Source organism: Paenibacillus sp. BR2-3 (genome assembly GCF_046529485.1).
GTDB lineage: Bacteria > Bacillota > Bacilli > Paenibacillales > Paenibacillaceae > Paenibacillus_AQ.
This window is the reverse complement of the sequence record NZ_CP126311.1, coordinates 4,297,232-4,313,588: the sequence shown is the minus strand read 5'-3', so window position 1 is coordinate 4,313,588 and position 16,357 is coordinate 4,297,232. Positions and strand designations below refer to the sequence as shown.

Sequence of the window (16,357 nt, the reverse complement as noted above, 5' to 3'; positions counted from 1 at the left end):
TCATGATTGTTAAAGTTTTCTATTTCTCATTATAAGGGAGGAAATACCTATGTCAGAAGAACGCAAGCTGTCGTTTGATACCTTGACCGTCCATGCGGGCCAGGAGATTGATTCTTCAACCTTTGCACGCGCTGTCCCGTTATATCAGACAACCTCTTATGGATTCCGTGACACGGAGCATGCAGCGAATCTGTTTGGACTTAAGGAATTCGGCAACATTTATACACGTCTGATGAATCCGACCACGGATGTATTCGAGCAGCGGCTTGCCGCCCTTGAAGGTGGAGCGGGCGCACTTGCGACAGCTTCCGGGATGGCAGCGATTTCCTTTTCCATTCTGAATATCGCCGGTGCGGGTGATGAAATTGTTTCGGCGGCAAGTCTTTATGGCGGTACATATAACCTGTTTTCTACAACACTGCCCAAGCTCGGGGTTAAGGTTCATTTTGTGGATTCCGATAACCCGGAGAACTTCCGCACGGCCATTACCGATAAGACCAAGGCGCTGTATGCTGAAACCATCGGCAACCCCCAGGGCAATGTGCTGGATATTGAAGCTGTAGCTGCAATCGCCCATGAGCACGGAATTCCGCTTATTGTTGATAATACATTTCCAAGCCCTTACTTGCTTCGCCCGATTGAGCACGGAGCAGACATTGTGGTGCATTCCGCGACCAAGTTCATCGGCGGACACGGCACCTCCATAGGCGGCATTATTGTGGACGGCGGGAAGTTCGACTGGAAGGCTAGCGGCAGGTTCCCCGGTCTGACCGAGCCGGACCCAAGCTATCATGGAGTAGTGTATACCGAGGCAGTAGGACCCATAGCTTATATCATTAAAGCCCGTGTGCAATTGCTGCGTGATTTGGGTGCTGCGATATCGCCGTTTAACTCCTGGCTGCTGCTTCAAGGTCTGGAGACCCTGCATCTGCGTTTGGAACGCCATAGTCAGAATGCACTGAAGGTTGCAAATTACCTGGAAGCCCATGATGCTATCGAATGGGTAAGCTATTCAGGCCTCCAGAGCCATCCTTCCTATGAACTGGCGCAGAAATACCTGCCGAAAGGACAGGGAGCCATTCTCACCTTTGGGATCAAGGGCGGGAGCGGGGCAGGCCGAAAGCTGATTGAGAGTGTGAAGCTGTTCTCCCATCTGGCGAATGTAGGTGATTCCAAGTCGCTTATCATCCATCCGGCGAGCACTACGCATCAACAGCTTTCGGATGAAGAGCAGCTTTCCGCGGGGGTAACCCCGGAATTGGTGCGCTTGTCGGTTGGTACCGAGTTTATCGAGGATATTTTGCATGATCTGGAGCAGGCCATAGCAGCAAGTCAGCAATAGGTAACCCAGTCATATAAGGCACCTGCCCAGGGAACGATCCCGAGGTGCAGGTGTCTTTTGGCTATATATATTTTATAGTGGATGAAACACCCTCGGGCTGTTTCGATACCGCTTGCATAAATCTAATGCATACCCCGTATTTATAAGTGAAGTAAACATGAAGCCGGCAGTAATCCAAAGCCGAAAAGGGTGGGTGCAGAAGATGAAGGGTGAACGTCAGCAGGATGGTTTTCGAAATAATGAAGAGCGCCCGTTGAAGTATAGCGCTGGTGAGCAGGACGGGTATGGGATAAGCCGGGAAATGGCAGGACGATTTAACCGGACCTATTTCAGCCGCACCGATAACCAGCCGGCATTCCTGGTTCTGCGTGAAGGGGGAGATGACCGCCGCACAGCTGCAGCAGGGGGATCGGCTGCGGTGGGACCTTGCCTTGTACGGAGTGAGGAATGGCTGCTGAGACCGGAGCTTGCTGCGCTTTATAATACCTGGATCAACAGTGAAGACGGATCGGAGGCTGACCGGGGCCTGCAGCGTATTTACTATATGCTGCGTTCCGCAGCTGCAGGCCTCCTGGAATCATCGGACGGCAGCTGGGTTGCCGTCACGCTTCCCTTCACGGATGAGCTTTCCCGGCAGCCATCCAGGCTGGCAGCGCTTCAGGATGTACAGCTTGAAGCGCTGTTCACTGCCCTTGGGGAGCGGCATCTGCAGGGCAGCGACAGCCGGGTGGACCTGCTGGCGCCGTATCCCGCCAGCGGGGCCGAATTCGCGGCGATGCGCGAATTCGTGGAGACCGTGGCCGAGCAGACTCTCGGCCACGCTTACGCGGCGGCGTGCCGCATCGGGGCGCTCATCGCGCCCGATGCCGTTCACGCCGCCGAGGAAATCGGGCGCATCGCCGATTTCCTGGTGCTGGACGGCGCGGCGGGCGGGCCCGCGCCGGAGCACGATGCCGCCGCGGAGGGCTTTGCCCTGGCGGCGGGGCAGATCCTGGCCGCCGTGCGGCGCGTCAAGCCGGCGGCGGTGGTACTCGCCGCCGGGGCACCGGCGGTGGCGGCATTGGCCGATCTGTACCTGATCGGCCTGAACGGGATCTTCTGCAGCGCCGATCAGCGGACCGAGGCGCTGCTGAGAGCGGCCTGCCTGACCTGGATGGCCCGGCATGAAACCGTTGAGCCTGCCGGCGGTGTAACACAAGTGCGGGGATATCGTGCCTGACTCCGTATAAGAAACAATATGAATAGCAGCCCTATCCTATAAAAGCCTGATCCTATACAGGGATCGGGCTCTTCCTCATTGGAGACTTTTACCAAGATGATTTGAACCCAAGAGGTTGGCTGGCAGGGATTGCTTACAGCTGATTGACATGTGAAAACTGTTATCATACTATCTTAGTTGAATAAAACGGTTTTAATTTTAAATATCTTGCAAAGGGAATTCATAAGTTCAAATTACGGGATTGTTGGCGGACCCAGGAGACACTACCCGTGAAATACCCCCGATTTCGTATTAGGCGGACAGAAGAGCACTTATTTAGCTGAAAGTGGGCTAAAGAAGGCGTTGAATCCACAATTTTGTGTTTACCAGAAGTAGAAGGCCTTTCCTAATATTTAGATGGAATTTCTCCCTGTAATTGAGCTTGTTCATGAGAGAAAAAAACACTCTCACTATATGAATTAAGGGGAATTTGTCCTCTTAATGGAGCCGTAACACTCTCACGATGTGAATTAAGGGGAATTTGTCCACTAGCGTTGCAATAACCCTGACATAAGATTGAGATATCGATATTATTGGATTTAAAAGAATATTTTTACATCTCGTTTTTCGTCTTAGAAGCTAAAAGGTAAGGGGGATATACATGTAGGTCAACAGTTGTAAATTTAATCCATATTTTGTGTGTGAATTACTTTTTGCTCGGCCGAAGTTCACCCACCGTTGTTCGTAAGATCTTGGGCTTTTGCCTGGCTCCCGGCGGTTTTCCTTTGGAGGCTCTGCGCGGTCGTAGCACCTCTTGTTCCAAGGAAGACCACGGCAGATAGAGATAGACCCGCATCACTTTGAGCAGTTGCCTAGGCGTATGTCTGGTGGCAAAAGAGGCTTGCACCTCTTGAACCAGAAGTGCTGTGATCAAGACCAGAAACAACTGGTTCCAGATCGCCTGCGGCTTATAGCTGTGCACATGCACCGTCGACAAGTGCTGCTTGATCCATTTGAAAAACAACTCCACCAGCCAGCGGCTTTTGTAGATCTGTGCGATGTCCTCAGCCGACAAATCCCAGATCGAAGTGACGAGCCGGTAGCGACGTCCCTGCTCATCCGTGAATTCAATGAGCCGTAGCGTTTGCTTGTCGTCACGAAAGGCACTGCCCATTTGAACCTTGGTATCCCGGAGGATTCGGCCCTCGGCCTCCACGGGAGATTCCTCCAAAACAGTAGTGAATGCCCGATCTCTCAGACGCATCACAAACCGAATCCCATCCGTGCTCCATGCCTCCATCTTTTTGTAGTCATCGTAGCCCCGGTCCATTACATAAGTGGTGTCGGATGGGATGACGAGATGAAGGGCACAGGCCCGGTCCCCGACATTGCCGGAGGTGGGTACCATGGCATCGGGAAAGACGGTATCTGGCGATGCGGCCACGAGACGCAGGTGCATCTTCACGCTGCTGGCTTTGCGGGACACCCGCGCCCAATCCCCAAGGCCAAATGGCAACGAAATACTGGAGGCATCCACGATGCTCAGTTTCCAGATGGTTTTGGAGATCCCACCCAGCGTTGCCGTCCGTCGTTTGGCGCGCTGGGCAAGTTGCTGAAAGATCCACTCGGGCAGCTCGGTGGGCAGACGATCCAAGGAACGGGACAACTGGGAGCCACTGATGCTGTCGAGATGGAACAGGCGCTGCAGCTCGGGTTGTGCACGAATATGAGCTTCGATTTCGCTATAGGAAGACCATCGGTTCATCTGAGCGACGACAAAAATAAAGACGGCTTTCATGACGGTGAGCTTTTTGCTGTAGTGATCGAACAAGGTCCGATCCAGAACGTTGACCGGAAGTAAAGATAAGAATTGACGAACGACCGAATTTACGCTAACGTTATCCATGTGAGTCTCCTTTGTAAGGGGATATGGACAACGTGCCTACCCTTTTACAATAGGGGATTTTTCTATTTCTCGCCAGTTCGTTTATACGATTCGGTTAATGTCAGCTTTTATGCAACGCTAGTGGAATTTGTCCTCTTAATGGAGCCGTAACACTCTCACGATGTGAATTAAGGGGAATTTGTCCTCTTAATGGAGCCGTAACACTCTCACGATGTGAATTAAGGGGAATTTCTCCTCTTAATGGAGCCGTAACACTCTCACGATGTGAATTAAGGGGAATTTCTCCTCTTAATGGAGCCGTAACACTCTCACGATGTGAATTAAGGGGAATTTCTCCTCTTAATGGAGCCGTAACACTCCCACGATGTGAATTAAGGGGAATTTCTCCCCTTAATGGAGACGTAACACCCCCCACTACGGGCTTATTAGATGGAATATTTCCTGTTAATTTAAACTTTTTATACAAAAAACTTGCAGCAGTAGCCGGATTCCTGTTTTGTGTCTCGAATTTCAATAAAGGGCACTCCACACCTTTTGACATGTGTGAAGTGCCCTTTATTTTTTAATATCCGTTAACCGGTTAAAATCGGAAAAGCAAGATATGCTCTGGCAGTGCCTTTCTTCATTATTCAAGAAGGGGGCGAATAATGAAATAGGAGATGCTTTGGATAATGGGATAAATTATAGCGCTTTCATAAAAATAGGCTCATCCATCCGTTTACATTTCCGTTGAGCGTGGTATATTATAAACATAGTTGCACTAAGGAAATATAGTTGCGTAATCACAACAATGATTCTCATTCTCATTTACCGTCTGATTAACTATTTACCGTCTGATTAACTATTTACCGTCTGATTAACTATTTACCGTCTGATAAACATTTACATCTATCATGCTGTCCCGGCGTAGCCGGGGCAGCATGTGTCATATTAAGGGCCATAATAATGGCTCTCATTCTCAATTAGCCCTTGTCGCTGAGTCCAGTTTGACCTTTAGGCAGTATCGGGGGCCTGTGCTCCACAACTCTTTTTCAGGAAGGTGATTTATTATGCAAGCAACATCCAAAAGCATGCCTAATCCCAAGACGTTCGCTAAGAGCGCGAAACAGCCGCAGTCCCCGAACCGCCGCAAGTTTGATCTGCAGGCTGTGCTAAGCAACTCCGAAATGCAAGCTGCTCTCGGCAGCGGGGTCCTGATGCTTATAGCCTGGGCGGTAGGAGGCTGGTCGGAAATATTATCGGTTCTGCTCTATGTGTTATCCTATGCCCTTGGAGGATGGATGAAGGCGAAGGAGGGCGTAGATACCCTGATCAAAGAACGGGATCTCGATGTGAACCTGCTTATGATTGCCGCTGCTCTGGGAGCTGCATCCATTGGCTATTGGAATGAGGGCGCGACGCTGATCTTTATATTTGCCTTGAGCGGGGCTCTGGAGAGCTACACAATGGAGCGTAGCAAAAAGGATATATCCTCGCTCATGGCGCTTAAGCCGGCAACGGCGCTGCGTATAGAGAAGGGGACTATGAATGAAGTGGATATCGATCAATTGGCCATTGGAGACTTGCTGCTTGTGCGTCCCGGTGAACTGATTCCGGCAGACGGCAAAGTATGCCGCGGCGAGTCGTCGGTTGACCAGGCCTCCATTACGGGTGAGTCGGTCCCAGTTGATAAATCAGCAGGCCATGAGGTATTTGCAGGTACTGTAAATGGTGAAGGTCCTCTTTATATTGAAGTCACCAAATCGGCAGAGAACACACTGTTCGCCAAAATTATCAAAATGGTTGAAGAGGCGGAAAAGGAAGTCCCGGAATCGCAGCGTTTTATCAAACGTCTTGAGGCGATTTATGCACGGGTTGTAGTGGCATCAACGCTGGCGCTTATCCTGCTGCCTCCGCTTCTGCTCGACTGGAGCTGGAGCACAACGTTTTACAAAGCGATGGTGTTTCTCGTCGTTGCCTCCCCATGCGCTCTTTGCTCATCCATCATGCCGGCGATGCTGTCCGCGATATCCAAAAGCGCACGCAGAGGTATTTTATTCAAAGGTGGCGTGCATCTGGAGAATATGGCCCGGACCTCTGTTGTCGCCTTCGATAAGACCGGAACGCTCACCGAGGGGTCACCGCAGGTCACCGATTTCATTGCAGGCGGGGAATACGACCGGGATGAGCTGCTCGCGATTTGCGCCTCAATTGAGAATATGTCGCGTCACCCGCTGGCGGAAGCTATTGTGCGCAAGGCCGAAGATGAATATCTGGTGCTGCGGGGCGTACAGGAGACCAAATCATTGACTGGCTGGGGGATTGAAGGCCAAATAGACGGGCGGCAATGGCGGATCGGCAAAACCAATATACTCGATACTCAAACCATTCAAGCGCCGGACGCTGGCTTGGAGTATTGGAGGACACTGCGTCAGCAGCTGGAAGGTGAGGGCAAGACGGTATCTATAATTTTAGAGGGCGAAAGAATCGCGGGAATGATTGCGCTTCAGGATACTGTGCGTCCACAGGCAGAAGCGGCGGTGCGGAAACTGCAGAGGCTTGGGATTAAGGTGGCCATGCTGACTGGAGATCGTGCTGCCACTGCATCAGTAATTGCCGGTAAAACAGGGGTCGATCTTGTCTATTCCGACCTGCTGCCCGAGGATAAGGTCATGCATATCAAAACGCTGCGAGAGCAGTATGGGCATGTAGTCATGGTAGGTGACGGGGTGAATGATGCGCCTGCCCTGGCAACGGCTACTGTAGGTATGGGGATGGGAATGAAGGGCAGCGGCGCTGCGCTGGAGATTGCTGATGTAGTGCTTATGAACGACAACATCGAGGAGATCGCTGCCACCATATCGCTTGCCCGCCGTACCCAAAAAATTGTGAAGCAAAATATGATTTTTGCGGCAGGTGTCATCACGGTGCTGATTTTAAGCAACTTCCTGCAGGGCATCCCGCTCCCTATTGGCGTCGTAGGTCATGAAGGCAGTACGATTTTGGTTATTCTGAACGGATTGAGGCTGCTGCGTTAAAATTTTAATTTACAAAAATTGAATTGTTCACAAAATAGTCCGGGACCGGTGAGTCTGGCATATTGACATATTCGATTTCTTTTATCATAATAAGTACTACATTATAATCATTTTAAATAAGAACTGACGCTACTGCCGTCCAGCTCAAGGAGGATACAGTCATGTATAAATCAATTATAATAGGTACCGGTCCCGCCGGATTGACTGCTGCTATCTATTTGGCCCGCGCCAATTTGAACCCTTTGGTTATCGAAGGACCCCAGCCGGGAGGCCAGTTGACCACTACGACGGAGGTTGAGAATTTCCCGGGATTTCCTGAAGGAATTATGGGTCCCGACCTGATGGACAATATGCGGAAGCAGGCGGAACGGTTCGGTGCGGAATTCCGTACGGGCTGGGTGAACAGTGTGGAGATGGGGGGACGTCCGTTCAAGCTGAATGTTGAAGGAATGGGCGTGCTTACGACAGATACCCTGATTATTTCCACGGGCGCTACGGCGAAATACCTGGGTATTCCCGGTGAGCAGGATAATGTCGGACGCGGTGTCAGCACCTGCGCGACTTGTGACGGCTTTTTCTTCCGCGGTAAAGAGATCGTGGTTGTCGGAGGCGGTGACTCGGCGCTTGAGGAAGCGGGTTTCCTGACCCGTTTTGCTTCAAAGGTTACACTCGTTCACAGACGCGGCGAACTGCGGGCCTCCAAAATCATGCAGGATCGCGTCCGCGATATCGCTAAAGTATCCTGGGGTTTGAACCGTACTCCGCTGGAAGTGACTTCAGGCGACAATGGCGGTGTGAACGGATTGAAGGTGCTTAATAATGAGACAGGTCAGGAAGAGTGGATTGAAGCCAGCGGCGTGTTCGTGGCGATTGGTCACCATCCTAATACTTCATTCCTCGGCGGCCAGATTACTACGGATGCCAATGGCTATATCGTAACCAATCCGGGCACCTCGGAGACGAATATTCCGGGCGTATTCGCTTGCGGCGACGTGCAGGATACCCGTTACAGACAGGCTATTACTGCAGCAGGCAGCGGATGCATGGCGGCTATGGATGCTGAGAAATATATCGAGAGTCTGGAGCACAGCGCAGTCATTCTGTAATTTTGTACTAAAAGCACCCCGGTGCTACAATAATAGATACACTAGAGCGGAAACTCCGCATATAAAATTTAGGAGGAAATCAAACTATGGAGAAAGTAATTGTGTACACTTCAACCAATTGCCCGCATTGCCGTCAGGTGAAGAGCTTCCTGAGTGAGAAGGGCGTATCCTACGAGGAACGCAACATCGAGCAGAATGATGACTTTGCACAGCAGGTGTGGGATATGGGGATGAGAGCGGTGCCTGTAACCGTAATCGGCGAGTTCAAAATCGTAGGCATGAACAAGACCCAGTTCGACAAGGCTTTGGCGACTGCTTAATAAGTTGAAATTACAGGGAATAAAAAAACAGCAGGTTTCCGTCATATAGGAAACCTGCTGTTTGGCGTTCTACCCTAGGATTGTATAAACAACGTACTGATTTGAAAGATCACGTATACGGTGATGCCGGAACCGATCAGCATAAAGCCTGATTTCTTTTTGGACTGGAACAGACGCAGCACGCCAAGGCTGATGAGAGGCGCGATAATGAGCAGGAATAGCAGGACGGTGATGAACATTTGCGCGGAAATATCAGACGTATCAACATAGGTCATGGACTCTCGCTCCATTTCAATACAAACTCATAGTGACAAATATCACGCTGGTATAACCTTCATTATAGAGTATTGAAAGCCCTATTTCTGCACCTGAAGCGCCTTTAAATAGGGCGAATTTACGTCAATTGTTATCATTACAAAGTTACACGGGTATGGCCGAGAAAATTCATTACCGCCGAAAAACCCGCTCCAATCATGGTTCCGCGGCTGCCCAGCTTGGAGAACGTGATCTCCAGCTGCTGTTTGTGGTAGGGAAGCGTACGCTCGGCGACTACTCTCCGCAGGGGTTCTCCAAGCCATTCCTCAGCCTCCGATAGCGCTCCGCCAATGACAATAACCTCCGGATTGAAGCTGTTGATCAGGTTCGTGACTCCGATGCCCAGAGATTCTCCCATTTTGCCAAAATGGCGTAGCGTGTCTTCCTCCCCAAGCGCCGCATAGCGAACAAGCTCTGGCGTGGTACGCGCGGGGAGTTCAATTCCCGGATTATCATAGGTTTTCTCCGAGGCATATAATTCCCAACAGCCGCGGCTGCCGCAGCTGCAGGGTTTGCCATTCGCCTCTATGGTCATATGCCCGGTCTCCCCGGCATACCCCCGTGCTCCTTTGTACAATTCCCCGCCAATAATAATGCCGGAACCAATACCAGACCCTGCACTTACGTACAGGAGGTGGCGGACATCGCGCGCTGCACCAAAGTTCAGTTCGCCCTGAGCCCCGGCATTCGCCTCATTATCGATGGTGACGGGAACGGAGAAGGAGGACGTAAGCAGTCCCCGAAGATCGACCATTTCCCAGCCCAGGTTGGGTGCGAACAGCACTACGCCATTCTCATCGACCATGCCCGGTACACCGACGCCAATGCCCACAATTCCATTAGGAGTGACAGGAGCCATAGCCATCAGGGAGGTTATGATCTTGTGTATTTCATCAAGAACGTAAGGCAGATCATGGTGCTCCAGGGAGACATCCTTCTCTCCCAGCATATTGCCGCCGAGATCGCAGAGTACAGCCGTCAACTGTTTCACTCGCAGCTCCATGCCAATCACAGTGCCCGCCATCGCATTAAAATGCAGGATAAGCGGCTTGCGGCCGCCGCTGGATTCTCCGGGTCCGGCCTCCGTAACCAGTTCTTGCTGGCACAGTTCTGCTACAAGATTGGATACGGTAGCTTTATTAAGCCCGGTCATTTCCGATACTCTTGCGCGGGAGAGAGGGGAGTGCTTCCGAATCGTATGGAGGACGATGGATTTATTTATTTTTTTGACCAGTGCCTGGTCACCGGTTACTTTCACGATTAACACTTCCTTCTGATAGCGTTCTCATTGATCACGGTACGCCACTTAGTCTAGAGGCATGTTCCTTAAATTGCAACAGGGTGAGCTGTGAACACTTCAGGCTGACTCTAAAATCAGAGCCCAAAAAAACTTTGTTTATCCAATATACAAAGTCAGATAGATGTGTTAAACTGATCTTGTAAACGCTTGCGGGCGAAGCACAATGATGAGGAGGATTTATAATGGCTTATTTTGATACAGTAGGCAAGATTTCTTATGAGGGAAGCCGCTCCACAAACCCCTATTCATTTAAATTTTACAACCCGGTAGAAATCGTAGCCGGCAAATCGATGGAGGAGCACCTGCGCTTTGCTATGGCTTACTGGCATACATTGACTGCCGGCGGTTCGGATCCGTTCGGCGCAGAAACTGCGGTTCGCGGCTGGAATCACCTGACTGGCCTGGATAAAGCGAAGGCCCGCGTTGAGGCGGCTTTTGAATTTTTAGATAAAATGAACCTGCCTTACTTCTGCTTCCACGATGTGGACATCGCACCTGAAGGCGCCAGCTTGCGTGAATTTTACAGCAACATTGATACGATTGTGGATCTTATCGGCCAAGGCATGAAGACTTCCGGTAAGAAGCTGCTGTGGAATACCGCCAACATGTTCACTAACCCGCGCTATATGCACGGTGCAGGCTCCACTTGCAATGCTGATGTATTTGCTCATGCTGCTGCACAAGTGAAGAAGGGGCTGGAGGTTGGTAAACAGCTCGGCGCAGAGAACTATGTATTCTGGGGCGGACGCGAAGGCTACGAAACATTGCTTAACACCGATTTGGGACTGGAGCTGGATAACATCGCCCGTCTGTTCACGCTGGCTGTTGATTATGCCAAGGAAATTGGCTTTGACGGTCAATTCCTGATTGAGCCTAAACCTAAAGAGCCAACGAAACACCAATATGATTACGACGCGGCTACAACGATTTCATTCCTGCAGAAATACAACCTAGACAAGCACTTCAAGCTGAACCTTGAAGCTAACCATGCAACGCTTGCAGGCCATACTTTTGAGCATGAACTTCGTGTAGCGCGCATCAACGGCATGCTGGGATCGCTTGACGCGAACCAGGGCGATTCATTGCTGGGCTGGGATACGGATGAATTCCCGGTTAACCTTTACGATTCCACACTTACCTTGTACGAAGTATTGATGAATGGCGGCCTGGGCCGTGGCGGTATTAACTTCGACGCCAAAGTACGCCGTCCTTCCTTCGAGCCTGAGGATCTGTTCCTGGGACACATCGCCGGCATGGACACTTATGCCAAGGGCTTGAAAGTTGCCGCCAAGCTGATCGAAGACCGCGTATTCGAGGACTTCATCGACAACCGCTACAGCAGCTTCAAAGAAGGCGTCGGAGCCGAGATTGTATCCGGCAAAGCTACCCTGGCTTCTTTGGCTGAGTATGCATTGAACAACGAGAATCCGCGTCCGAACCCATCCGGCCGTCAAGAGTTCCTGAAAGCAACCTTGAACCAATATATTCTGGCTGAATAGTAGAAATCGCTGGTAGCTTTCATCGTGGCTGGACTGGAAAGGTTAGGGGAGGATTATTATGAAATATGTAATCGGTATTGATCTTGGCACAAGTGCAGTGAAATCGGTCCTGGTGGATCAGAGCGGGCAGGTGGTTGGCGAGCATTCGGAATCCTATTCGCTGAGCAGACCGGAGCCGGGCTGGAGCGAGCAGAATCCGGAAGACTGGGTAAAGGGAACCCTTGCCAGTCTTCGCCGCCTGATGGAAGGAACGGGAATAGACGTTTCCCTCATCGAGGGAATCAGCTTCTCGGGGCAAATGCACGGCCTTGTACTGGTCGATGATGAAGGAAAAGTACTGCGTCCGGCTATGTTGTGGAACGATACCCGTACTACAGCCCAGTGCCGCAGAATCGAGAGTACACTCGGTTCGAAGCTGCTGGAGATCGCCAGAAACCGTGCATTGGAAGGCTTCACCCTGCCTAAGATTCTCTGGGTGCAGGAGAATGAACCCGAGCTGTTGTCCCAGGCTTATCAATTCTTGCTGCCCAAGGATTATGTACGCTATCGCCTGACGGGTGATTATGCTATGGATTACTCCGATGCTGCAGGAACGCTTTTGCTCGATGTGGGCTCCAAGGAGTGGAGTGCTGAAATAGCAGAAGCCTTCGGCCTGCCGCTGTCACTCTGTCCTAGACTTGTCGAGTCCTTTGAGCTGACCGGGACATTATTGCCTGAGATTTCGGAAATCACGGGCCTGCTGCCGACAACCAAAGTTTTCGCAGGCGGTGCGGATAACGCTTGCGGCGCACTTGGTGCAGGCATACTGGGTGAAGGCCGCACGATGTGCAGCATTGGCACATCCGGTGTTGTTCTCTCCTATGAGACCAATAAGGATTTGAATCTGGAGGGTAAAGTCCATTTCTTCAATCATGGCGAGAAGGATGCCTATTACATTATGGGCGTCACCCTTGCGGCTGGACACAGTCTGGCCTGGTTTAAGGAAACCTTTGCCGCCGAGAGAAGCTATGATGAATTGCTGGGTGATATGGATGCCATCCCGGCCGGAAGCGGCGGATTGCTCTTTACACCGTATATCGTCGGCGAGCGTACGCCGCATCCTGATGCGGACATCCGGGGCAGCTTCATCGGTATGGATTCTGGGCATACCCTGTCCCATTTTGCCCGTGCTGTTCTGGAGGGAATTACCTTCTCGCTGCGCGAGTCCATTGATATCGTACGCGGGTCCGGCAAGGAAATTACCGAGATTGTGGCGATCGGCGGCGGTGCCAAGAATGAGACCTGGCTGCAAATGCAGGCGGACATTTTTAATGCAACTATTGTGAAGCTGGAGAGTGAACAAGGCCCGGCTATGGGAGCGGCAATGCTTGCCGCCTTTGGCAGCGGCTGGTTCTCCTCCCTTGGAGAGTGCGCGGAAGCCTTTATACGATCTGCAGGACTTTATCAACCGAATCCGGAGCAGGCGGCGGTCTATAACGAGCTGTTCAGCCTGTATCAGGGAGTTTACGGGGCAACACGCGAGTTGAATAGCAAGCTGGCAGCTTTCCGTAAATAGTGCGAACAGGTAATATTAAAATAGTATAGAGGGCTGCCTTATCAGTAGAGTGAATTTACTGGCGGGGCAGTCTTTTTTAGTAATAAAAAAATTTAAAGGAATAAATCTATTGATATAGAGTCAGAAAGAGCCGATATTATTATTAGAAACAAATCTGTGATGATCGCAATATTTTTAACATTGAGGTTTTGGGAATGTATATATAAGCATCTAATATAGAGTAGGACTTCGTGGCCCGGGACCCACCGGGTATTATTTTGTAGTCATCAGGAGGATAAGGGGCATTTATGATAAAAAAACGCTTCACGCTGGTTAAAGCCATATTAGGCGGGGTGCTGGTCGCTGCTGCAATCCCTCCAACGATGTATTGGGGCTGGGATCATGCTTATGCTTCCGCAGCTCCGGCAGCGTTGCACACTGTGAATGAGATGGCCGGCAAGCTGACCGGCGCGATGAACAAACGTATGGAGACTATATCGTTTACCTTTGAAGGCACAACTTCCAATTTGAAGTCTCAAGTACAGGCAGCCATAGACCGGGGAATGGAAAGTGACCCTTATCTGCGCTATATCGTCGACAGCTATGCCTTCTCTTACCGGGGCAGCAGCCGATCAGCGAAAGTAACTGTGGAGATTAAATACCTCGAAAGCCTGCAGCAGACGGCTTATGTCTCCCGGGAAGTAAAGGCTGCGCTGAAAGAGATTATTAAACCGGGAATGAACAGCCATGAGAAGGTCAAGGTTATTCACGACTGGGTGGTTCTTCATTTGAAATACGATACCTCGTACCGCAAATACACGGCTTATGAAGGGCTTCAGAGCGGCAGCGCCGTATGCCAGGGGTATTCGCTTTTGACTTATAAAATGCTGAAGGAAGCCGGGATCAGCAATAAAATCGTGGAAGGCACGGCCAGACCGGAAGGGGGAGGCAGCCAGTCGCATGCCTGGAATCTGGTTCAGCTGGATGGACGCTGGTATCATCTGGATACAACCTGGGATGACCCGACGCCAGATCGGGCCGGTTCAGTCAGTACGGTATACTACTTACGGACAGATAATCAGATGCGCACGAATCATACCTGGACCAAGTCATACCCGGCGGCATCGGTGGTCTATCACGAGACGCTGGCTGGGCTTGTGAAGGGCGGCGGGGGCAAAACTGCTTTCTATCAAAAGCTGCAGCAGCAGCTTAATTACGAATTGTATGATGAAGCCAAGGTTATCAACTCTGCAGCCGGAATAACGAAATTGGCAGCACAGGCAGCGGACTCCGGGAAGCGTTCGATCCTTTTCCGTTACCGGGGAAACAAAACGCTGCTGGAGAATGATCTGAAGAAGCTTTATGGACTGGGAATCGAACGTTTATCCTATAGCAGCTCCGCTTTTGACAATACGGGGGACCTCAAGGTATATGTAACCTGGGAATAGAACAGCCAGATAAGTCCAGCTAAAAAAGAAGAAGGGTGCCCCATCTGCCATTTCTATGGCTGACGGGGCACCCCTATTTTGATCAGGAAGCTTACCTCATCGTAGGTATGATGAGGCTATCTTTACTTCATCGTTTATAAACACAATAGAAGATAGTATAAATCAAGTGGTCCCGCCAAGCAATAACAATTGATGGAAGGTTGGTGTTAATTGTGGCGGCGTTCTGACATTTGCTGCCAGACGGTTCCGGCTGCCTCTTCGCCGGAGGCTATGCGCTCCAGTGCCATCTTCGCCTGCAGCCCGACCTCGAACTCGGGGTCCTCTGCAGCAACACGCAGCGCGTCCTGTGCCTCCGCGGTGCCGACTTCATACAGGAAGCGTGCGGCCCGCCAGCGAACAAGCTTGCTGCTGTCGGCAAGCGCAGCGGTCATTACCGCCGTTGCGGCTGGATCACCGATGTCGGATAACGTATCCCCCGCAGTCCGCCGTACGGCGGGGGCGCTGTCCGACATCGCCTCGAATAGCAGCTCCAGCGCCTCAGACGTGCGCAGATCGCCAAGGTACACGACCGCAAGCCTGCGGATATGCAGCTTGGGGTCGTGCAGCGCCGTGCGAAGCTGCGGAAGCAGCTCCGGCGTTGGCGCCAGATCCTCCAGCGCGGCATAGCGCACGCGCCAGTCGGCATCCTGCAGGGCGAGCAGCAGCTCGCTTCGCTCCCGCTTCCGCCGCTGCTCCACGAACTCGCCCTTCGCTCCATGCGCGATGGCTTGCTGCACCAGCGAGTCGAGCCGTTCCTGCGGATACGCCGCCTCCAGCTCCTGCTCCACCTCACGCGCAATATCGGCGGGCTCGCCATAGCGCACGCCGTAATCGGTGAGCTTGCGCTCTTTGATCATCACGGCGCTGGCCACATCCGTCACGGCCTGCGTGAAGCGCGGGGAGAGGGCGATCCGCTCCTCATGCCCCCCTGTCTTGACGCGGATCTGGATCGGAATCCCGCGGAACATCTGCACGAACACCGCAGCTTCCCCGAAATGCGCTCCCGCATTCTCGTCCGTGAGGCTCCAATCGGCAGTTAAGCCGGTTTCGCCGCCGAACCGGGACTGAACCTCTCTAAGGATAGCCGCCCAGTCAGCGTTTCCTTTCCGTTCCAGCGCCGCGAAGTCGGCCGCATGAAAAATGCTTGTAACACCCGGAATTGTCAGCATGTCCTGGGCCCAGGAAGGGGCCGACCGCTGAGTTTCCGGTGTATAGGTTCTACGGACTCTCGGCTCCAGGCTTTCGTCCAGATGAAGCTTCATGGTATTGGGGCTTGGAGTCGGTTCAATAAAAGTAATCTTCATACGCGATTAACTCCCCCTTGAGCGGTTGA

At 51.7% G+C, this 16,357-nt stretch carries 12 protein-coding genes; 8 read left to right on the top strand and 4 right to left on the bottom strand.

Annotation, left to right across the window (positions count from 1 at the left end):
- Positions 1-49 precede the first annotated feature (49 nt).
- Positions 50-1,342 carry a homocysteine synthase gene (locus tag PaeBR_RS20795; protein ID WP_410512384.1) on the top strand — a complete coding sequence of 431 codons (1,293 nt, stop codon included), beginning with the start codon at positions 50-52 and terminating at the stop codon, positions 1,340-1,342.
- A 202-nt stretch (positions 1,343-1,544) separates the two neighbouring features.
- Positions 1,545-2,561: a hypothetical protein gene (locus PaeBR_RS20790; protein ID WP_410512383.1), complete on the top strand. Its 1,017-nt coding sequence runs from the start codon at positions 1,545-1,547 to the stop codon at positions 2,559-2,561.
- Between the two features lie 685 nt (positions 2,562-3,246).
- Here PaeBR_RS20790 and PaeBR_RS20785 read toward each other — a convergent pair.
- Positions 3,247-4,446 (bottom strand): IS4 family transposase, encoded by a 1,200-nt coding sequence (locus tag PaeBR_RS20785; protein WP_410512382.1) that lies wholly within the window; start codon positions 4,444-4,446, stop codon positions 3,247-3,249.
- 1,049 nt (positions 4,447-5,495) lie between these two features.
- Here PaeBR_RS20785 and PaeBR_RS20780 point away from each other — a divergent pair.
- The 3 genes from PaeBR_RS20780 to PaeBR_RS20770 all read left to right on the top strand — a co-directional run bounded on the left by PaeBR_RS20780 (position 5,496) and on the right by PaeBR_RS20770 (position 8,889).
- The gene (locus PaeBR_RS20780; protein ID WP_410512381.1) at positions 5,496-7,463 is read left to right on the top strand and encodes a heavy metal translocating P-type ATPase; all 1,968 of its coding nucleotides are present in this window, start codon (positions 5,496-5,498) and stop codon (positions 7,461-7,463) included.
- Positions 7,464-7,624: 161 nt separating this feature from the next.
- Positions 7,625-8,569: a thioredoxin-disulfide reductase gene (gene trxB, locus PaeBR_RS20775; protein WP_410512380.1), complete on the top strand. Its 945-nt coding sequence runs from the start codon at positions 7,625-7,627 to the stop codon at positions 8,567-8,569.
- Between the two features lie 86 nt (positions 8,570-8,655).
- Positions 8,656-8,889, top strand: a complete 234-nt coding sequence (locus PaeBR_RS20770; protein ID WP_410512379.1) for a glutaredoxin family protein — start codon at positions 8,656-8,658, stop codon at positions 8,887-8,889.
- 74 nt (positions 8,890-8,963) lie between these two features.
- Here PaeBR_RS20770 and PaeBR_RS20765 read toward each other — a convergent pair whose 3' ends face one another.
- Complete coding sequence (locus tag PaeBR_RS20765; protein ID WP_410512378.1) at positions 8,964-9,164, bottom strand: hypothetical protein; 201 nt, start codon at positions 9,162-9,164, stop codon at positions 8,964-8,966.
- 137 nt (positions 9,165-9,301) lie between these two features.
- Positions 9,302-10,462, bottom strand: coding sequence for an ROK family protein (locus PaeBR_RS20760; protein ID WP_410512377.1), 1,161 nt, complete (start codon positions 10,460-10,462; stop codon positions 9,302-9,304).
- 224 nt (positions 10,463-10,686) lie between these two features.
- Here PaeBR_RS20760 and xylA point away from each other — a divergent pair, with 224 nt between their 5' ends.
- The 3 genes from xylA (at position 10,687) to PaeBR_RS20745 (ending at position 14,985) form a co-directional block, all read left to right on the top strand.
- A complete protein-coding gene (gene xylA / locus PaeBR_RS20755) occupies positions 10,687-12,003 on the top strand; it encodes a xylose isomerase (RefSeq protein ID WP_410512376.1) in 1,317 nt (438 codons plus the stop codon).
- Positions 12,004-12,061: 58 nt separating this feature from the next.
- The gene (gene xylB / locus PaeBR_RS20750; protein ID WP_410512375.1) at positions 12,062-13,558 is read left to right on the top strand and encodes a xylulokinase; all 1,497 of its coding nucleotides are present in this window, start codon (positions 12,062-12,064) and stop codon (positions 13,556-13,558) included.
- Positions 13,559-13,845: 287 nt separating this feature from the next.
- Entirely contained in the window at positions 13,846-14,985 is a 1,140-nt protein-coding gene (locus PaeBR_RS20745) for a transglutaminase domain-containing protein (RefSeq protein ID WP_410512374.1), read from the top strand.
- 206 nt (positions 14,986-15,191) lie between these two features.
- Here the strand turns inward: PaeBR_RS20745 and PaeBR_RS20740 are convergent, their stop codons facing one another.
- Entirely contained in the window at positions 15,192-16,328 is a 1,137-nt protein-coding gene (locus PaeBR_RS20740) for a conserved virulence factor C family protein (RefSeq protein ID WP_410512373.1), read from the bottom strand.
- Positions 16,329-16,357 lie beyond the last annotated feature (29 nt).

Excerpts from the sequence above, each read along its gene's own strand:
- PaeBR_RS20795 (WP_410512384.1), top strand. The coding sequence starts at position 50 with ATGTCAGAAGAACGCAAGCTGTCGTTTGATACCTTGACCGTCCATGCG.
- PaeBR_RS20790 (WP_410512383.1), top strand. The coding sequence starts at position 1,545 with ATGAAGGGTGAACGTCAGCAGGATGGTTTTCGAAATAATGAAGAGCGC.
- PaeBR_RS20785 (WP_410512382.1), bottom strand. The coding sequence starts at position 4,446 with ATGGATAACGTTAGCGTAAATTCGGTCGTTCGTCAATTCTTATCTTTA.
- PaeBR_RS20780 (WP_410512381.1), top strand. The coding sequence starts at position 5,496 with ATGCAAGCAACATCCAAAAGCATGCCTAATCCCAAGACGTTCGCTAAG.
- trxB (WP_410512380.1), top strand. The coding sequence starts at position 7,625 with ATGTATAAATCAATTATAATAGGTACCGGTCCCGCCGGATTGACTGCT.
- PaeBR_RS20770 (WP_410512379.1), top strand. The coding sequence starts at position 8,656 with ATGGAGAAAGTAATTGTGTACACTTCAACCAATTGCCCGCATTGCCGT.
- PaeBR_RS20765 (WP_410512378.1), bottom strand. The coding sequence starts at position 9,164 with ATGACCTATGTTGATACGTCTGATATTTCCGCGCAAATGTTCATCACC.
- xylA (WP_410512376.1), top strand. The coding sequence starts at position 10,687 with ATGGCTTATTTTGATACAGTAGGCAAGATTTCTTATGAGGGAAGCCGC.
- xylB (WP_410512375.1), top strand. The coding sequence starts at position 12,062 with ATGAAATATGTAATCGGTATTGATCTTGGCACAAGTGCAGTGAAATCG.
- PaeBR_RS20745 (WP_410512374.1), top strand. The coding sequence starts at position 13,846 with ATGATAAAAAAACGCTTCACGCTGGTTAAAGCCATATTAGGCGGGGTG.
- PaeBR_RS20740 (WP_410512373.1), bottom strand. The coding sequence starts at position 16,328 with ATGAAGATTACTTTTATTGAACCGACTCCAAGCCCCAATACCATGAAG.